This is a genomic window from Psychrobacter sp. ANT_H59 (assembly GCF_008369225.1).
Classification (GTDB): domain Bacteria; phylum Pseudomonadota; class Gammaproteobacteria; order Pseudomonadales; family Moraxellaceae; genus Psychrobacter; species Psychrobacter cryohalolentis.
Genome location: NZ_VOBE01000003.1, coordinates 16,800 through 33,469, shown reverse-complemented (window position 1 = coordinate 33,469; position 16,670 = coordinate 16,800). Strand labels below are relative to the sequence as shown.

Sequence of the window (16,670 nt, the reverse complement as noted above, 5' to 3'; positions counted from 1 at the left end):
CATATTAAAGAAGTCGACATACAGGTCTTAGTGTAGTTAGCGGGTTTTAAAATAATAAAGACCGAAAATACGGGTGCTGCAATCGAAGGTTCAGGTTCAGGTTCATAGTGAGGACTTGAACTGACATTTGCTGTCAAATTCGTAGACATTAACTTGGAAGACATCAACTTGGAAGATTACCATTTCAAAAATGCTCATTTGCAGTAATAACTTCACCATTTTTTTCAACCTCTTAACTCAAATCGCTATTTGGACTGTTTCCAAATAATCGTTTATATTCTCGGCTAAATTGGCTGGGGCTTTCATATCCTACTTGCATGGCAATCTGTGATATTTGAGAGTCATTGGTTATGATCAGACGCCTCGCTTCCATTAATCGTAATTTTTTTTGATACTGTAGCGGACTCAACTGTGTAATCTCTTTAAAGTGTTGGTGAAAACCTGAGATACTCATACCACATCGGCTCGCCAAGTCTCCAATCACCACAGGTTCGTCTAAATGCGTTTTTAGCCAATCGGTTGCTTGTGCAATACGGTGAGTATGACTGCCGTTGATAACCAGTTGTCGCAACTTATTCCCTTGTTGTGCCGAGAGCATGCGATAATAAATTTCTTGCTGTATTAAAGAAGATAAAAAATCAGTATCATTTGGACAATCAAGTAAGTTTACCAATCGCTCAAACGCTTGCATTATAGCGTCATCTAATTGCCATTTTATTCCCAAATAACCTTCTTTTACTTGTTGTTGAGGCGGTATTCTAGCGAGTACTTCTTGAATCATCACAAGATTTAATTTCATTGATAAAACGATGACAGGATGGTCTGACGAAGCATGCTTAATATGCATACTTAAAGGAATATCGACAGGGCAAAACATAAGGCTGCTATTGTCAAATTTTTGGCAATCTTTTCCTAAGTAAATCTCGCGCTCGCCTTGTAGGACGATACAGATGCTAGGCTCTTGAATATAGCTGACGGTTTTACTTGGTCTGTCAGCGCAATAGAAAAATAAGTTTGGAATAGTAGATTCGATCGTTTTATTTTTGGGTAATATTTTAAGTAACTGCTCAATGGTCTTTAACTGCATAATTTTTTTCTTGTTTTAAGGTTTGCTTGATAATATAAATTTTTGGATAATTAGGCAAGAGTTTCGTAGGACTGTTCTAACGAATTATTGGTTGCGCATCTATAATAATCCTATCACGACGCATCAAGTCTGATTTTAATCATATTCAATGAATCTAAATAAGGAACGCATAATGAAAATATTTTATAAAACTCGTGCTACAGCAACTGGTGGTCGTTCTGGACATACAGGTCTTGACGATGGTTCGCTCGGTTTTGATTTGGTATCATTTCAGGAAAAAGATAAAGAGGGGGTGAATCCAGAGCAGCTGTTTGCGATGGGTTACGCTGCGTGTTTTGATAGTGCCCTGAACATGACAGCACAACAAATGAAACTACCGGTAACCGCTTCGAAAACATCTGCTCAAGTTGGTATTGGTATGAAAGCTGATAATAGCTATAACTTAGATATAGAGCTGTCTGTCGAAGTATCTGGTATTGATGAATCGCAAGCACAAACTCTAATCGAGACCGCTCATCAAGTTTGCCCATACTCTAATGCCACTCGTGGCAATGTTGATGTGCGCTTGCATGTTACCGTTGTTTAAATAGCATTTGTACTTAATAGCTAATAACGATAAGAAATCACACAATAATAATAAAATTTAAAATTGCTTGGCTAACTAGAGTAGCCAAGCAATTTTTTATGGTACTAAGCAATATAAATACTGTAATATAAATACTAAAATTCTTACACAAGTACCAGTTCATTGATTGCCACTGAGGGAGTTGCAATGGCCAGCAGCGAATTAATAAATCGACTGTATAAGCACTGGGTACATAAGCTGCCAATTACTTTTAGCTCAGATTAAACTGTTTATGGGCGTCTGCTAGATATATGGTACTGACACTCAAAAGGCAGATAATGACTTTTGATGAAGTAGCGCAGACCAGTAAAGTTAGCAACTAAGGTAAGTAATGATATAATGCTCCGATAATCGATATTTTATAAAGGGTTTACCTTATGGCTCGTACAGCTAGCGCATTACACATTTTAGTAAAAGACAAAGAACAAGCTGAAGATATCCTTGCCAAGCTTAAAAAAGGCAACATGTTTGATGTGTTGGCTAAGAAATACTCAACTTGCCCCTCAGCTAAAAAAGGCGGCAGCTTAGGTGAGTTTAAACAAGGCGATATGGTACCGCCATTTGATAAAATTTGCTTCAGCGGCGAACTCCTCACTCCACACTTAGTGAAAACCAAATTTGGCTGGCATGTGGTTAAAGTGCTTTACAGAACGTAAGAGTTAGAGTCGAAGCTTTGATTGATATCAATCTAGTATTTTCCGGTACATCCCATATTGCCCTAATAAAAAAAGCCTCAGTCGTTAGACTGGGGCTTTCTAAATATTTGGTAGGCATAAGCAGACTTGAATTGCTGACAACACCCTATATCGTTCAAAGTAAGTCGACCAAATATCATAATACGACAATATCTTATATGTATTGATTTTATTAGCTTACAGAATCGATTCTATAGGCTGTTTTTTATGTGTCATCGATATTGTACATGGCTATGCATTATAAGGTTTAAAAGTGATGGCGACATTTACTTTTCACCACACTCACAGCATTTCTAACACCTATCACATTTATCACAAGTTGATGCCGCGCTGCAGCCACACTTCGAGCTAGTTACAACTAGCGCTATCACGTATCGCTGGTATCAATGAGTTCACTCCATCTTTAGACGTTACTTTGATGATAAGTCTTCGTCTGTGATGACTCATTAAGTCTGTCACTACTCCCTAATTAAGACAACAATACCGCAATCAGTGGCTTTATTGTTGGATGCATCACAATAGATAGTGCTCTTGGACATAGGTCACACATAGCTCATAAAAAGCTTGAGCGGGCGGGGAAATAGATTTGTCAGCCAGTTTAAAGATGCCGATTTGTCTGTTTAAAGAAGGGTCAAGTAAGTTTATCCAAACCAGCTCGGGTTCATTAGAGGGAAAGGCGAGTTTCGGTAGGGTGGTGATACCAAGATCGTTTCTTAACAATGAGAACAGTGAGGTGATATTTTCTATTGTGTAGCGAGCTTTGCGATTGAGCACTTCTGCGGGTGTGTTCTCAAGTAATCGACAGGTGCCATTATAAATAAAAGGCTCTGCCATGAGTTGTTGCCATTTTAGCCCTTGAGAGTGACGCGATTCATGATTCAGCGCATTACTTTTAAGACAAACCACGCCGATAGGGTCTGATATAAGTGCGGTAAAATCAATATCTGTTTGATTGATACTCGTACAATTACCTAATGCCAAATCCACCTCGCCCGTGAGCAGCCGGTTTGCAACGCCAACCGCGTTATCATCTATCAAAACAATTTCAATATCAGGATATTTCTTTGAATAGGCGACCAATACGCTAGGTAGTAGCTTAGTCACCAGTGATGGTACGCTAGCAATTCTTATCTTCCCTTTATCGCCTGCTGCGGTCGCTCTTAAGTCCTCTTCAAACGCTTGATAAACACTAATGAACTGCTGAATCTTTGGCAAGCAACTTTCCCCAAACGGCGTCAGTGTTGCTTTATTACCACTTTCGAATAAACGCTGATCCAGTGTTTTTTCCAGCTCTTTTATAGAGGCGGATAATGCGGCCTGTGTTCTATTGGCGCGGTTGGCTGCCACACGAAAACCCCCTTCTTCTACCACAAACAAAAAATGTCGTAACTGTTGTAGTTTCATAATCGTTAGTGCCTTTGTGCTTGCTGCTGTTGATCAGATACTGTCTATTATAGCGATAGATTAAATCTATCATATTTAATATTTAATTAGTTAGATTTGTCATTATTTATTGCGTAGGATAACCAATAACACAGAAATTGCCAAACCATTCATTCAAAGGATATGACGATATGACGACTCCCTCAACCAAACAAGCGGTTCAGACTTCACTTTATGCCTCAAAAGCACCTCTTGAATGGGCAGTCACGAGTAATGGCACGTTATACACCGCGCAAATTCCTATTGATGAAAACGGTGATGTGGTTGCAGGTGGTATCGAAGCCCAAACTCGGCAAACCCTTGATAATTTAAAGCATACTTTAGAATGTGCCAATGTAGGCATGGACTCAGTCTTACAGGTACTCATTTATGTTACTGATCGTGAATATCTAAAAACGGTCAATCAAGTCTATGCGGAATATTTTACAGCACCCTATCCAAATCGCGCGGCTTTAGTGATAGCAGGACTTGCTCGTGAAGAGATGTTGGTTGAGCTAGTCGTATACGCGAACGTACCATAATTTTTCCACTATATTTATACAGCTCTTTAAATCATTTTATCACTTGAATTTTAATAAACTGAGGACGCTACTATGTCAGCTCAAAACATACAAAAAGTATTACAGCAAGACCCGCAGCAATCACTTTATATCAATGGTGAGTGGCAAGCGGGTAACGATACTATTGCTAATATTAACCCGTCTGATATCACTGAAACTATCGGCGAGTTCGCCCAAGCCAGTAGCGATCAAGTCAAGGACGCTATTGCTGCTGCCCGCCAAGCGCAGCCAAAGTGGGAGGCAACGCCGTTAGAGAAGAAGCAATCTATTCTACAGGCGATTGGCGATGAGATGATTGCCCGTTGCGATGAATTAGGTACTTTATTGTCACGTGAAGAAGGCAAGCCATTTCTTGAGGGTCGTGGTGAGATTTATCGTGCAGGTCAGTTCTTCCATTATTATGCCGCTGAGGTGTTGCGTCAAATGGGCGATACTGCGGATTCAGTACGTCCAGGGGTTAAAGTGGAAGTAACGCGTGAGGCAGTCGGTGTCGTCGCGATTATCTCTCCTTGGAACTTCCCAACCGCAACCGCTGTGTGGAAAATAGCCCCAGCCTTAGCATTTGGCAATAGCATCATTTGGAAGCCTGCTAATTTAACACCAGCCAGTGCGGTCGCCTTAGCTGAAATCATTCATCGTCAAGGGTTGCCTGAAGGCACATTTAACTTGGTATTAGGGGGCGGCTCATCAGTTGGTGATGCACTCATTCATTCAAAAGACATTGATGCGGTCAGCTTCACAGGCTCTGTGCCAACCGGTCGTAAAGTGGCTGCGGCAACCGCGCCAAACTTTGTGCGCTGCCAGCTTGAGATGGGCAGTAAGAATGCCTTGGTTATCGCTGATGATGCTGATTTACAAGTCGCTATTGATGCGGCGGTCGCAGGTGCATTTGGGGGTTCAGGACAAAAATGTACGGCATCTTCACGCTTGATTGTCCTGGATGGTATTCATGATGCTTTCGTCGATGGTGTCATTGCAAAGATGAAAACCCTAAAAGTTGGTCATGCGCTTGATGACGGTATCTTTATGGGTCCTGTGGTTGATGATAAGCAACTTGCATCCAACCTAGACTGGATTGAAAAAGCCAAGCAAGCCGGTGCGAACTTAGCCTTTGGTGGCGAGCGTTTAGATATGCCACATGAGGGTTATTATATGTCGCCTACCTTGTTTACTGAGACTGATAACAGCTGGGATATCAATCAAGAAGAAGTATTCGCGCCACTAGCTTGTGTCATGCGCGTCAGCAGTTTAGAGGAAGCGATTGCGATGACCAATGATACTCGCTTTGGTCTCACCGGCGGCATCATTACCCAAAGCTTGCGTAATAGCGCGATGTTCAAAGAGCAAGTACAAGCAGGTTGCGTCATGGTCAATCTAGCCACTGCTGGTACGGACTATCATGTACCGTTTGGTGGTCGTAAAGAGTCTAGCTTTGGCCCGCGTGAGCAGGGTCAGTATGCTAAAGAGTTTTATACCATTGTCAAAACGGCTTATCAAAAGGCTTATTAAAAGTCAGTTAATGACAGGTGCTAATAGTGATGTGTGGCTGGTAAAGATTCTCCTGCCACAATGCATTCGTAAAAGTATAAAAGGAATTAACCATGTATCAAGACCATATCGTCATTGACGGCTTACAGTATAGCCATTGGGATCGTGACTATTTCAAAATGCTGCAAGCCAGCGGTATCAATGCGGTACATGCTACCTTGGTTTATCACGAGGATTCGCGGCAGACAATGACACGCTTTGCAGAATGGCATGCACGCTTTGAGCAAAACTCAGATCTTATCTTACCAGTGTATTCAGTTACTGATATTGAGAGGGCAAAGCAGCAAGGTAAAGTCGGTATCCTTTTTGGCGCGCAAAATTGTTCACCGATTGATGATGAAATTGGTCTTATCAGCGTGATGCGCCGCTTAGGGCTACTGATCATGCAGCTGACGTATAACAACCAAAGCTTACTAGCAACGGGTTGTTACGAGAACAATGACAGTGGTATTACGCGCTTTGGTCAGCAAGCGATAGCAGAGATGAATCGGGTTGGGATGATTATTGATATGTCGCATAGCGCAGAGCGTTCAACGCTTGAAGCGATTGAGCATTCTACGCGCCCGATATGTATCAGTCATGCCAATCCAACGGCTGCACACGATGCGCTGCGTAATAAATCTGATACCGTTATTAGTGCCTTGACCAAAGCAGGCGGGCTGTTAGGTTTTAGCTTATATCCGTTTCATCTGCCGAATGGTAGTGATTGCACGCTCAAAGATTTTTGCAGCATGATTGCTGATTGTGCTGATAAATATGGCGTTGAGCATTTAGCAATTGGTAGTGACTTGTGCCTAAATCAACCGCAAGCGGTACTTGAATGGATGCGCAATGGACGCTGGTCAAAGGCAATGGATTATGGCGAAGGTAATGCCAACAATTCAGGTTGGCCGGATACTTTGCCATGGTTTGCAGGCAAGGACGGAATGGAAAATATTTATAACGGTCTGCTCAAACATGGTTTTAATGATGCTGATGCTGGAAAAATCATCGGACAAAACTGGTTTAATTTTCTTGAGAGTGGCATTAAGCCTTTAGTATAAATGCTAGGCACCTAGGTATAGTTGATCCACTTTTAAAAGAGTACGGAACTACTGGGGTTCATTATTCGCAGCCTCTGTCTGCGTAGGCACAGCAAGCAAGAAAAATTAACCCCAGTAGTGATTGATAATATTTGTATTTCTTTTATTAAGGACTGACTATAGCTTTCTAGAAGACTGGCTAAAACTCAAAGTAACAAGCATTAAAGTCAATCATTAAAGTATAGATGGGTAAGACGGTTTAGATAAAACGCCAATTTAAATGACGCAACATTATCATATGGAATCACATCATGGCTGATTTAAAAGGATTTAGCAGTAAGCAACATGAGCAAGGACGCTCTCACGAAACCGATAAAATAGCAGACGCTCTAGCACATGCAGACAATCCATTAGATACTTTAGGGCTAAAAAACCCAGCATTTTGGTACAGTGGCGGCTTTATCATTGTGTTTGTTCTTATGGCCATCTTTGCTGAAGAGCGCTTGGCAAAACTCATCAATATCGGATTTTCTTGGTCGGCAACGGTCTTTGGTCCTTTTTGGCAAATATTATTGTTAGCGACCTTTGTGATTGCACTCGCAGTCGGCGCAGGTCGCACGGGACGCGTCATTTTAGGTAATCTAGCGAAGCCTGAGATGGACGGTTTTAAATGGATGGCGATTCTATTCTGTACGCTGCTTGCTGGCGGCGGCGTCTTTTGGGCAGCCGCTGAACCTATCGCTCATTTCGTTAGCGCACCGCCTGTCTATGCTGAAACCGCTGATATCCAACAACGCGCTTTCAATGCGCTATCTCAGTCCTTTATGCATTGGGGATTTCTAGCTTGGTCAATTGTCGGTAGCTTGACGGCTATTGTGGTGATGCATCTGCATTATGATAAAGGCTTGCCGCTGAAACCGCGTACGCTTTTATACCCTATGTTTGGTGAGCGTGTGCTTACAGGTCATACGGGCGCAATTATCGACGCTTGCTGTATTGTCGCTGTGGCTGCCGGTACGATCGGTCCTATTGGTTTTTTGGGCTTACAAACCAGCTATGCATTAAATACGCTGTTTGGTATTCCTGATACCTTTACTACCCAACTTATCATTATCATCTTTGCTATTGCACTTTATACGCTCTCAGCCATTAGTGGTCTTGCTCGAGGTATGCAGCTGCTCAGTCGTTTTAACGTCATATTGGCCTTTGGTCTGATGGTCTTCATTTTGATGTTTGGTCCTAGCAAATTTATTGTTAATGGTTACATTCAAGGTGTTGGTACCATGGTACAAAACTTTATCCCGATGGCAACCTATCGCGGTGATGAAGCTTGGCTTGGTGGTTGGACGGTTTTCTTTTGGGGCTGGTTTTTGGGTTATGGCCCGATGATGGCGATATTTATCGCTCGTATCTCACGCGGTCGCACGATTCGTGAATTGATTACGACCGTGTGCATTTTGGCGCCATTGGTCACCTGCTTTTGGTTCACGGTCATCGGCGGTTCGGGTCTTGCGTTTGAGATTGCCAATCCTGGTAGTGTGAGTACAGCATTTGAAGGCTTTAATCTTCCTGGAGCATTGCTTGCCATCACTCAGCAGCTGCCATTTCCTTTAATTACTTCCTTATTGTTTATCATTCTAACTATGGTTTTTATTGTTACCACCGGTGATTCGATGACCTATACCATCAGTGTCGTTATCAGTGGTGAGAGAGAGCCAAATGCTATTATTCGCACCTTTTGGGGCGTGATGATGGGGGTCACGGCGATTGTTCTTATCTCACTTGGTGCAGGCGGGGTAACGGCGTTACAATCCTTTATTGTTATTACGGCGGTGCCTGTCTCCTTTGTTTTGCTGCCATCATTGTGGAATGGACCAAAAATTGCTAAGCAAATGGCAAGGGATCAAGATCTTTATCGCCCTAATAGAGTGGAAACTGCTCATCAACTTATCGAAGAGCAACTTGTCGAAAAAAATGAAAAAATCGACTAGGTAGCGCTTTATTATAAATGATCATTTATTTGCTCATAAAAACCGCAAATCTACAGTATTAAAAGGTGGTTGGTTCAACACATTATTGAAGGTGATAGTTATATGGAACATACTTTGCCAAACAACGATAAGCTAGATGCAGTCGGCTTCCGTACACCCGATGTGGTGATGCATTCTGAACGACTGGGCGCTATGCACCAAACGCGTATTAGTTTCGTCCGTACGTTATTGCGCAAAATCGACAAAGAGCATTGGACATTAAGCAAGCATCTGTGGGATTTAGATAACGACGGCTATGGACAGGTCATCTATCGTTTACAAACGCCTGAACACGTCTATCACTTGGTGGTATTTTGCAATCAGATTGCTGATGAAGAGCGTAATGATCGCGTCATTGCGCAAAAATGGGATGTCACCTTTGCCCTCGTTTATGGAGAGATAGGGGACGAGCTGCTGGCAAACCTAAAAGCCAATGTGCCATTACAAGAAGCGGGTCGTAACTCCAACATGGTGATGGTGCTGGCACGTGCCAATAAAAGCGTGCGGGTCTTTGATCATATTGTCAGCTCCCTTGCTGAAGGTCAGCAGCCTGATTTGGACGTACTTGCGCAAGTGGGTTATATCCTGCGTACCACGGCAGTTTATGGCAACGGTAAATTTGGTATTTATGACTTTAAACCACTAGATCACAGCGAGGATTTTAATCAATCTTTTCGCGCCCAGATGTGTGCCGTGTATCTCATTCGAGAGTTTAGCCTTGACTGGGTCGATTACTTGGCTCAAAAAAAGGGCGGTGCTAAAGCGGTCAGCTTGCATCCGGAGATTAAGCAGTATCTGGGCATAGGTAATGCGACTGGTCTTGGCATGGCGCCTTATCTCATCAATCATCCTTGTGTCGTTGATCAATGGCTGAGTGCGCGTGAAGGCGCGCTACAAGCAGTGTTGGTCTGTGATATTGAAGATGATCGTAATAATAAAATCCAGCAGCTTTCAAACTTAATGAAGCGCGCTATCCAGCATTTCTCTGAAGTGGTGACTATCAATGGGCCGCAAATTCTACTGAATAGTACCGTCGTTGATGAGCTGAATAAGCTACAAAACAACTTTATGAGCCAGATTGAAGGATGTGTTACGTGGGCTGATTTTTTACAGCGTCAGGCACACCTTAGTTTTGAGAGCCAAGAGGTCATTACCTCTTGCCTGATGGAGCTGTATCCTGAGCTTGTTGATGCGTTTGCAGGGCAAGCCAATGCTGATGAAACCATGTCGCTGCCCGGTGGCAAAGTCGTACAAGATTTGATTGACGTATTAGAAGCGCGTTATCAATGGGCGATCAGTATTGATTTTGAGGCAGAAGATAATGTCTATTGGTTCTGGTATCGCTCAGAAGATAAAGAAGAGCCAAGAATGGGTGTACGCGGACAAGAGCGTGGCGATGATAAGGAATTCCTGTTAGATATTGGTAGGCAGGCGAATACATTATATCTGGCATTACAACAAGCGGATCCACAGCAACTGTTATCAGAATTTATCTTAAAGCAACCAAAGTATCGCTCAATTGCTCGGCGCGTCTGGACAATGGGACATAAAAAAATGGGTGATATTCAGATTAATGTGCTGCAAAAAACGGCATTACCAATGCATTTGTTACGCTGTAAATTGTCTATGTTTGGCGCGACTAAGTTCGATCCAAGATCAGATCGCTGGGTGCGTGTCACGCTATTCCAAGGTGCGCCTTTGTTTGCTGAAGTACACAGCGATGAGTGGCTGTTTCCTTTGTTACCAAATTTATCTGTACCGAAAAGAGGGCTAACCCATGATCGTATCGCATAACGAAATAGTGACCATGGTGAATAAAGCTTTTTTGGGCATGCAACGTGAAGTAGGTGAAGCTGACCTTATTGCTTCCATGGTAGCTGAGCTACAGATGGCTGGTCTAAACGGTATTTTGCATTTCAATAATGCCAGTCCTTTTATTTTGTCTGAACGTGATGTTGCGATTGATATCATCTATCAAGGCGAGGGTGAAGTCAGATTAGACTTGCATGGGAGCAGTTTGGTCTGTCATTTACCGGCAGTGATGGATTATATGATTGAAAAGATGGGCAGTCGAAATCATTTTAAAGTGTATTTGCAAAATTGTCATAACCGCTGGCTGGCTTATAGTGAGCTTGCAAAACTGGCAGCAAAAGGCATTGCTTGTTTGGCGAAGTGGGACAATGGTAGCGCACCCAAGCATACGATATTTACTTTAGATAAAAGATTTGTTTATCCTGATCTATATTTTTTTAATGAAGCGCAGGCAAATTATAATACCAATGACATGGTCATTGAGTTATCAACAACCAACTTTGATATTGAACAGGATATTAAGTGTTTTGATCGTAAACTATCAACAGATGAATTGTATGCAACCCATCAAAGGGCATGGAAAGAAGGTATTTATGTTGATGATGGGCAGTGGGCAACTCTGAGAAAAAGCGCTGCAGCAATATTGGTCGAAAACAGTGAAGCATCAAGTAAAGGGGCAGGAGGTATATAGGTTGTAGAGCAAGCACGCGTTGCTGCTCAAACGACCATAGATGAAATTACAACCTATAACACAATAAAAAATAGCTCCTAACTAGGAGCTATTTTTCATCAGATAATACCATTAAATGTATGCTAATTAACGACGGTTTTGAACATATACGACTTTAGGTGCAGGTTTATGGTGTTGAGCCACAACTCTCTTATGTGCAACCTTCTTATGTGCAACTTTTTTAACTATTACTTTCTGAGGAGCTTTATGTTGCTTTGTATGGGTAACATGATGTTTTGCAACATGCGGCGCGGGTGCAGCACTTGCTTGACCAATCATAGCAAAACAAACGGTAGCAGCTACAATAGCGCTTATCATTGTATTTTTCATTATCATTTCCTTCTAAATTCGTATTCAAACATGAATTATTGATTAAGAAGCAAAACTTACCATCAAACAAAATGTCTTGATGAAGCCTTATTCTGTCGACAAAGGAAATGATAAAGGATTATGACGTTGCGTAGCTTTATGAAACTTGACGAAAGGTTACGACTGTTACTAACTGCTCCAATTTTCTTTAGAGATACGACATTCTTGTATTTTGACTGGTACTGATAAAGCTAACTAGGTGATTGTAAGGTTCTTGTTGACACTGGCAATACCGTTATTATGGTTGAGCACGATATGCAGGTTGCCATAAGTAGCGAGTGGATTATTGATATCGGTCAGGGCGCTGGTGATGAAGGTGGAAAAATTGTAGCGCAAGGATCACCTGAACAAGTAGCGCAGTCGGAAATTAGTCGAACTGCGCGCTTTATGGGTTCGTAGTTCAAATTACCAAAATCTCATGATCCCGAAAAATACAACAGCAATAACTGAATGTAGTTAACAGTTAACATTTAATCTATAGACTAGTTACAAGACCTAATCTAATATTTTATTATCTTTTGCCAGCGAGAAGCCAGCATGTCTAATTTAATGTTAACGATTAATCAGCAGGATTATGAGTTCGATAATCTTGACCCGCGAACGACATTGCTGGATGTATGTCGTCACCATCTACATATCACAGGACCAAAAAAAGGCTGCGATCATGGGCAATGCGGCGCTTGTACTATGATTATTAATGGTCGACGAATCAATTCTTGTTTGACATTAGCGGTCATGCACGATGGTGATGAGATTACCACCATTGAAGGTATCGGACTACCTGAATCGCTATCAGAATTGCAACAGGCTTTTAAAGATCATGATGCGTTTCAATGTGGCTATTGCACGCCGGGACAAATTTGTTCTGCAACGGCATTGATAGAGGAAATCAAACAACAGTGGCCAAGTCATGTAACTACTGATCTGCAAAATCCTAATGGACTGTTAGTACAAGAAATTGCTGAGCGCATGAGTGGCAATATCTGTCGCTGTTCAGCCTATCCTAATATTATCAGAGCCATCTCACAGGTACTTGAAAAGCAAGTATCAAACTCTTCTTCAGTGACCGACGATGCGCCTAATAATAGCCCAGCTGATGTAGCTATTAGTGGTATTTGGTCGCCGCCGCCTAGCGAGGCACAAATTGGCGGTCATTCAATGGTAAAGCAAACTGCTAATGTTCCCAATGCTGCCAGTGCTAAGGGAGAACGTTCATGAAACGCTTTGAATATATCCGTGCCCTTGAACCGCAACAAGCCGTGATGTTTGCCACGCCTGAGGATGCATCTTTTATTGCCGGTGGCACCAATTTACTAGATTTAATGAAGATTGAGATTGAGACTCCTCAAAAATTGGTTGATATTACGCGCTTGGAGCTGCAACAAATAGAGACTACCGCTGATGGTGGATTACGCATCGGCACGCTGGTGACGAACAGTGATTTAGCGGCGTATCCCACTGTGATTGCAAACTATCCTGTACTCTCTCGAGCAATTTTAGCCGGAGCGACAGGTCAATTGCGCAACAGAGCCACTACAGGCGGCAACCTATTACAACGCACCCGTTGTTACTACTTTTATCAGCCCGATAGTCCTTGTAATAAACGCAATCCTGGTTCTGGTTGCCCCGCTATTAAAGGTGAAAATCGTCCGCTTGCTGTCTTAGGAACAAGTGATGATTGTATTGCTCAGCACCCATCAGATATGGCGGTAGCGATGCGCTTACTCGATGCCACTATTGAGACGCTCAAAGCAGACGGCACCTCGCGCCAGATTCCGATTAAAGACTTCTATTGCTTGCCAAAAGACACGCCAAATATCGAAACTGTCTTAGAGACAGGGGAGCTGATTACTCATATTGTTCTCCCAGCTCCAGTGAAAGGCATGCACACTTATGACAAAGTTCGTGATCGCGCCTCTTACGCCTTTGCTTTAGTGTCATGCGCGGCCGTAATAAACGTCAATAATCAAGGAAAATTAGAAACGGTACGTTTGGCATTTGGTGGTATTGGCACTAAGCCTTGGCGTAATGAAGCGGTTGAAGCATTACTGATAGGTACAGACGGTAATGTCGACATTATTTCGCAAGCGGCAGATTTGCTATTAAAAGATGCCAAGGGTAATGGTCAGAACGATTTTAAGATACCGCTGACGCGTCGCTTGTTAAAGCAAGTTATTGAGCGCGCACTAACGGGTAAGGGAGCATAATCATGTCACTATTGGACGCAGTACTGCCATCAGAACCCACAAAAAAACTGACCATGGATAACCCAGTTGATACTCTTTTTGATAAAACTGCCAGTCAATTGGTTGGTAAACCTATCAACCGTGTAGACGGTTCCTTGAAAGTCAGTGGACAAGCGACTTATAGCGCAGAATTTTATATTGAAGGACAGGTTTACGGCGTCTTAGTTGGTGCGACCATTGCTAAAGGCAAGGTGAAGCACATCGATAGCCATGCAGTAGAGGCGATTCCAGGTATTATTAAAGTGGTTACTGATCCCGAGCATTTTTTGCGTAATGCTCAGCAAGGCGGAGAGAAAAAAGCACCCACTCAAGGCGTCGCTGAGATTTTTTACCATGGTCAGCCAATAGCTGCCGTAATCGCTGAAACCTTTGAAGCGGCTACCGAAGGCGCAAAAGCCCTCAAGGTGACTTATGAAGATGAAACAGCAAATGCTGTGATAGATTTCAGCTCAGCATTGGGAAATGCGCATTCGGTTGATGAAAAAAAAGGCTCGGACAAGAATTATAAGCAGGGCTACCCAGAGCAAGGACTTAAAGAGTCTGAGGTTTCGTTTGATCAGATTTATCATACGCCAAGCCAGAGTAGTTCGCCCATGGAGCCACATGCTACATTGGCTTATTGGGAGGATGAAAAGTTAGTCTTGTATACGGCCAATCAGATGTTGTCATCTTGCAAACAACAAGTGGCGGATGCCTTAAATTTGGATCCAGATAATGTACAACTGATTGCTCATTACGTTGGTGGCGGTTTTGGCAGTAAACTTGGCATTGCACCCGAATCGATTGCCGCAGCCATTTCTGCAAAAGAGCTAAAGCGTCCGGTATTGATTGTGATGACTCGCCCGCAAGTCATGGAAACCACCATAAGGCGCTCAGATACGCGTCAACGGATTGGCATCGGCTGTAATAAAAACGGTATTATTAATACTTTTATCCATAATACTATTACTAGTAACTTACCCGGTGAGAGCTTCTTTGAGCCTGCAGCGCTGTCTACTCACTATCTATACCGCGGTGAAAATCGTCAGGTTGAATATCAGATGGTTGATGTCAATAAAGTGCTATCAGGTTCTATGCGCGCTCCTGGGGAAGCGGTGGGGTTAATTGCTGTTGAATGTGCAATGGACGAGTTGGCCATTCAATTAGATATGGATCCTATAGAGCTGCGCCGCCGTAATGAACCCCAACAAGATCCTAGTAAAGAAATCCCTTTTTCAACTCGGCAGCTGATCGCCTGTATGGAAAAAGGGGCTGAGCAGTTTGGTTGGGAGAAGCGCAATAAAATGCCTGCTAAGTGCTTAGAAGGAGACTGGTGGTTGGGTATCGGTATGGCTGCCGCTGCCCGTGGTAATCAGTTAAAGCTTTCTGAAGCAAGAGCAACCCTACAAGTTGATGACTCAAAAAATCTTGGGGTCAAAGCCATTATTGAAACAGATATGACCGATATTGGTACGGGCTCTTATACCGTATTTACCCAAATTGCTGCTGACCTACTTGGTCTACCGGTTGACCATATTGAGATGAAACTTGGGGATACCAGTATGCCGCCAGCCGTTGGTTCAGGCGGTAGCATGGGTGCGGCAAGCTCAGGTAGCAGTATTTATCTGGCGTGTCAGCAATTGCGTGAAATGCTGGCAGACAAAGTCGGACTATATTTCGATACTATCCAGCTAAATGACGGTCAGATCAGCGAAATAGGAGAGCATGAAGTTACAGTAACAGAGACTATCATTGAATCTGGTAAGGATGTCTCCATTGAACTTGTAGAGAAGTTAGCAGAAAAAACGAGCGTGCCTCTCCCTAAATCTATATTGGAACGCTTGCCGGAGAAGCAGGAGGCTAAACAAAGCAGATATGATTTTAGTGGCCATAATAGTTATTCACTAGCCGATATTATCGCGCAATATGACGACCAAAAGTTAAGTGCTAAAGGCAAGATTAAACCGGGTAAAAATGAAAAAACCCATCGCCAATCTTCATTCGGTGCCAATTTTGCGGAAGTCGCTGTGCACCGAGTGACGGGTGAGATTCGAGTCAAGCGTATGACGGGAGTATTTGCCGCAGGGCGTATCCTCAATCACAAAACTGCTACTTCACAGTGCTATGGTGGTATGGTTTTTGGCATAGGTTCGGCGTTGATGGAAGAAGTTATTCATGATAAGCATGACGGGCGCTTATGTAATCATGATCTTTCTGAATATCATATTCCTGTCAATGCTGACGTACCGCAACTGGATGTCATTTTGCTAGAAGAAGATGATCGTTATACCAACCCAATGCATATCAAAGGGATTGGCGAAACAGCAATTTCAGGCGCAGCAGCAGCGATTGCAAATGCTATCTATAATGCAGTCGGTATCCGGGTTCGAGACTTCCCCATTACTCTAGATAAGCTTATTGACCAACTGCCAGATTGATTCTTATCAAATACTGTTTTGCTTAAAAAAACCCGATTAAACAGCGGGTTTTTTAGCTTATTCTCTAAGCTTACTGATAAGCCTAT

The 16,670-nt window shown here is 42.8% G+C and carries 15 protein-coding genes; 12 read left to right on the top strand and 3 right to left on the bottom strand.

Translation table 11 applies throughout. From position 1 onward, the window contains the following. Positions 1 to 232: 232 nt before the first annotated feature. Complete coding sequence (locus FQ083_RS05760; RefSeq protein ID WP_149409181.1) at positions 233 to 1,087, bottom strand: AraC family transcriptional regulator; 855 nt, start codon at positions 1,085 to 1,087, stop codon at positions 233 to 235. Positions 1,088 to 1,259: 172 nt separating this feature from the next. Here FQ083_RS05760 and FQ083_RS05755 point away from each other — a divergent pair, with 172 nt between their 5' ends. Further along, a complete protein-coding gene (locus FQ083_RS05755; protein ID WP_020443961.1) occupies positions 1,260 to 1,673 on the top strand; it encodes an organic hydroperoxide resistance protein in 414 nt (137 codons plus the stop codon). Positions 1,674 to 2,089: 416 nt separating this feature from the next. Beyond that, complete coding sequence (locus FQ083_RS05750; RefSeq protein WP_011514138.1) at positions 2,090 to 2,368, top strand: peptidylprolyl isomerase; 279 nt, start codon at positions 2,090 to 2,092, stop codon at positions 2,366 to 2,368. A gap of 552 nt (positions 2,369 to 2,920) precedes the next feature. On the opposite strand, the gene FQ083_RS05745 is transcribed toward FQ083_RS05750, so the two are convergent. Further along, a complete protein-coding gene (locus FQ083_RS05745) occupies positions 2,921 to 3,811 on the bottom strand; it encodes a LysR family transcriptional regulator (protein ID WP_149409180.1) in 891 nt (296 codons plus the stop codon). A gap of 170 nt (positions 3,812 to 3,981) precedes the next feature. Here FQ083_RS05745 and FQ083_RS05740 point away from each other — a divergent pair, with 170 nt between their 5' ends. From FQ083_RS05740 to FQ083_RS05715, 6 genes are all read left to right on the top strand, one after another. Then, the gene (locus FQ083_RS05740; RefSeq protein WP_011514136.1) at positions 3,982 to 4,371 is read left to right on the top strand and encodes a RidA family protein; all 390 of its coding nucleotides are present in this window, start codon (positions 3,982 to 3,984) and stop codon (positions 4,369 to 4,371) included. Positions 4,372 to 4,443: 72 nt separating this feature from the next. Continuing rightward, positions 4,444 to 5,919, top strand: a complete 1,476-nt coding sequence (locus FQ083_RS05735) for an aldehyde dehydrogenase family protein (RefSeq protein WP_149409179.1) — start codon at positions 4,444 to 4,446, stop codon at positions 5,917 to 5,919. A 92-nt stretch (positions 5,920 to 6,011) separates the two neighbouring features. Next, entirely contained in the window at positions 6,012 to 7,001 is a 990-nt protein-coding gene (locus tag FQ083_RS05730) for a membrane dipeptidase (protein WP_149409178.1), read from the top strand. Positions 7,002 to 7,291: 290 nt separating this feature from the next. Beyond that, positions 7,292 to 8,971, top strand: coding sequence for a BCCT family transporter (locus FQ083_RS05725; RefSeq protein ID WP_188004075.1), 1,680 nt, complete (start codon positions 7,292 to 7,294; stop codon positions 8,969 to 8,971). 102 nt (positions 8,972 to 9,073) lie between these two features. Then, complete coding sequence (locus tag FQ083_RS05720) at positions 9,074 to 10,804, top strand: hypothetical protein (RefSeq protein WP_149409177.1); 1,731 nt, start codon at positions 9,074 to 9,076, stop codon at positions 10,802 to 10,804. Beyond that, the gene (locus tag FQ083_RS05715; protein WP_149409176.1) at positions 10,788 to 11,513 is read left to right on the top strand and encodes a DUF3726 domain-containing protein; all 726 of its coding nucleotides are present in this window, start codon (positions 10,788 to 10,790) and stop codon (positions 11,511 to 11,513) included. Before FQ083_RS05720 ends, FQ083_RS05715 begins: the two co-directional genes overlap by 17 nt. A gap of 126 nt (positions 11,514 to 11,639) precedes the next feature. On the opposite strand, the gene FQ083_RS05710 is transcribed toward FQ083_RS05715, so the two are convergent. Beyond that, positions 11,640 to 11,882, bottom strand: a complete 243-nt coding sequence (locus tag FQ083_RS05710; protein WP_149409175.1) for a hypothetical protein — start codon at positions 11,880 to 11,882, stop codon at positions 11,640 to 11,642. Positions 11,883 to 12,176: 294 nt separating this feature from the next. Between FQ083_RS05710 and FQ083_RS05705 the strand changes: the two genes are divergently transcribed. The 4 genes from FQ083_RS05705 to FQ083_RS05690 all read left to right on the top strand — a co-directional run bounded on the left by FQ083_RS05705 (position 12,177) and on the right by FQ083_RS05690 (position 16,584). Continuing rightward, entirely contained in the window at positions 12,177 to 12,320 is a 144-nt protein-coding gene (locus tag FQ083_RS05705) for a hypothetical protein (RefSeq protein WP_262880869.1), read from the top strand. A 138-nt stretch (positions 12,321 to 12,458) separates the two neighbouring features. Next, a complete protein-coding gene (locus FQ083_RS05700; protein WP_149409174.1) occupies positions 12,459 to 13,139 on the top strand; it encodes a 2Fe-2S iron-sulfur cluster-binding protein in 681 nt (226 codons plus the stop codon). Then, entirely contained in the window at positions 13,136 to 14,128 is a 993-nt protein-coding gene (locus FQ083_RS05695) for an FAD binding domain-containing protein (protein WP_149409173.1), read from the top strand. Before FQ083_RS05700 ends, FQ083_RS05695 begins: the two co-directional genes overlap by 4 nt. 2 nt (positions 14,129 to 14,130) lie before the next feature. Further along, positions 14,131 to 16,584 (top strand): xanthine dehydrogenase family protein molybdopterin-binding subunit, encoded by a 2,454-nt coding sequence (locus FQ083_RS05690; RefSeq protein ID WP_149409172.1) that lies wholly within the window; start codon positions 14,131 to 14,133, stop codon positions 16,582 to 16,584. Positions 16,585 to 16,670 lie beyond the last annotated feature (86 nt).

Excerpts from the sequence above, each read along its gene's own strand:
- FQ083_RS05760 (WP_149409181.1), bottom strand. The coding sequence starts at position 1,087 with ATGCAGTTAAAGACCATTGAGCAGTTACTTAAAATATTACCCAAAAAT.
- FQ083_RS05755 (WP_020443961.1), top strand. The coding sequence starts at position 1,260 with ATGAAAATATTTTATAAAACTCGTGCTACAGCAACTGGTGGTCGTTCT.
- FQ083_RS05750 (WP_011514138.1), top strand. The coding sequence starts at position 2,090 with ATGGCTCGTACAGCTAGCGCATTACACATTTTAGTAAAAGACAAAGAA.
- FQ083_RS05745 (WP_149409180.1), bottom strand. The coding sequence starts at position 3,811 with ATGAAACTACAACAGTTACGACATTTTTTGTTTGTGGTAGAAGAAGGG.
- FQ083_RS05740 (WP_011514136.1), top strand. The coding sequence starts at position 3,982 with ATGACGACTCCCTCAACCAAACAAGCGGTTCAGACTTCACTTTATGCC.
- FQ083_RS05735 (WP_149409179.1), top strand. The coding sequence starts at position 4,444 with ATGTCAGCTCAAAACATACAAAAAGTATTACAGCAAGACCCGCAGCAA.
- FQ083_RS05730 (WP_149409178.1), top strand. The coding sequence starts at position 6,012 with ATGTATCAAGACCATATCGTCATTGACGGCTTACAGTATAGCCATTGG.
- FQ083_RS05725 (WP_188004075.1), top strand. The coding sequence starts at position 7,292 with ATGGCTGATTTAAAAGGATTTAGCAGTAAGCAACATGAGCAAGGACGC.
- FQ083_RS05720 (WP_149409177.1), top strand. The coding sequence starts at position 9,074 with ATGGAACATACTTTGCCAAACAACGATAAGCTAGATGCAGTCGGCTTC.
- FQ083_RS05715 (WP_149409176.1), top strand. The coding sequence starts at position 10,788 with ATGATCGTATCGCATAACGAAATAGTGACCATGGTGAATAAAGCTTTT.
- FQ083_RS05710 (WP_149409175.1), bottom strand. The coding sequence starts at position 11,882 with ATGAAAAATACAATGATAAGCGCTATTGTAGCTGCTACCGTTTGTTTT.
- FQ083_RS05705 (WP_262880869.1), top strand. The coding sequence starts at position 12,177 with ATGCAGGTTGCCATAAGTAGCGAGTGGATTATTGATATCGGTCAGGGC.
- FQ083_RS05700 (WP_149409174.1), top strand. The coding sequence starts at position 12,459 with ATGTCTAATTTAATGTTAACGATTAATCAGCAGGATTATGAGTTCGAT.
- FQ083_RS05695 (WP_149409173.1), top strand. The coding sequence starts at position 13,136 with ATGAAACGCTTTGAATATATCCGTGCCCTTGAACCGCAACAAGCCGTG.
- FQ083_RS05690 (WP_149409172.1), top strand. The coding sequence starts at position 14,131 with ATGTCACTATTGGACGCAGTACTGCCATCAGAACCCACAAAAAAACTG.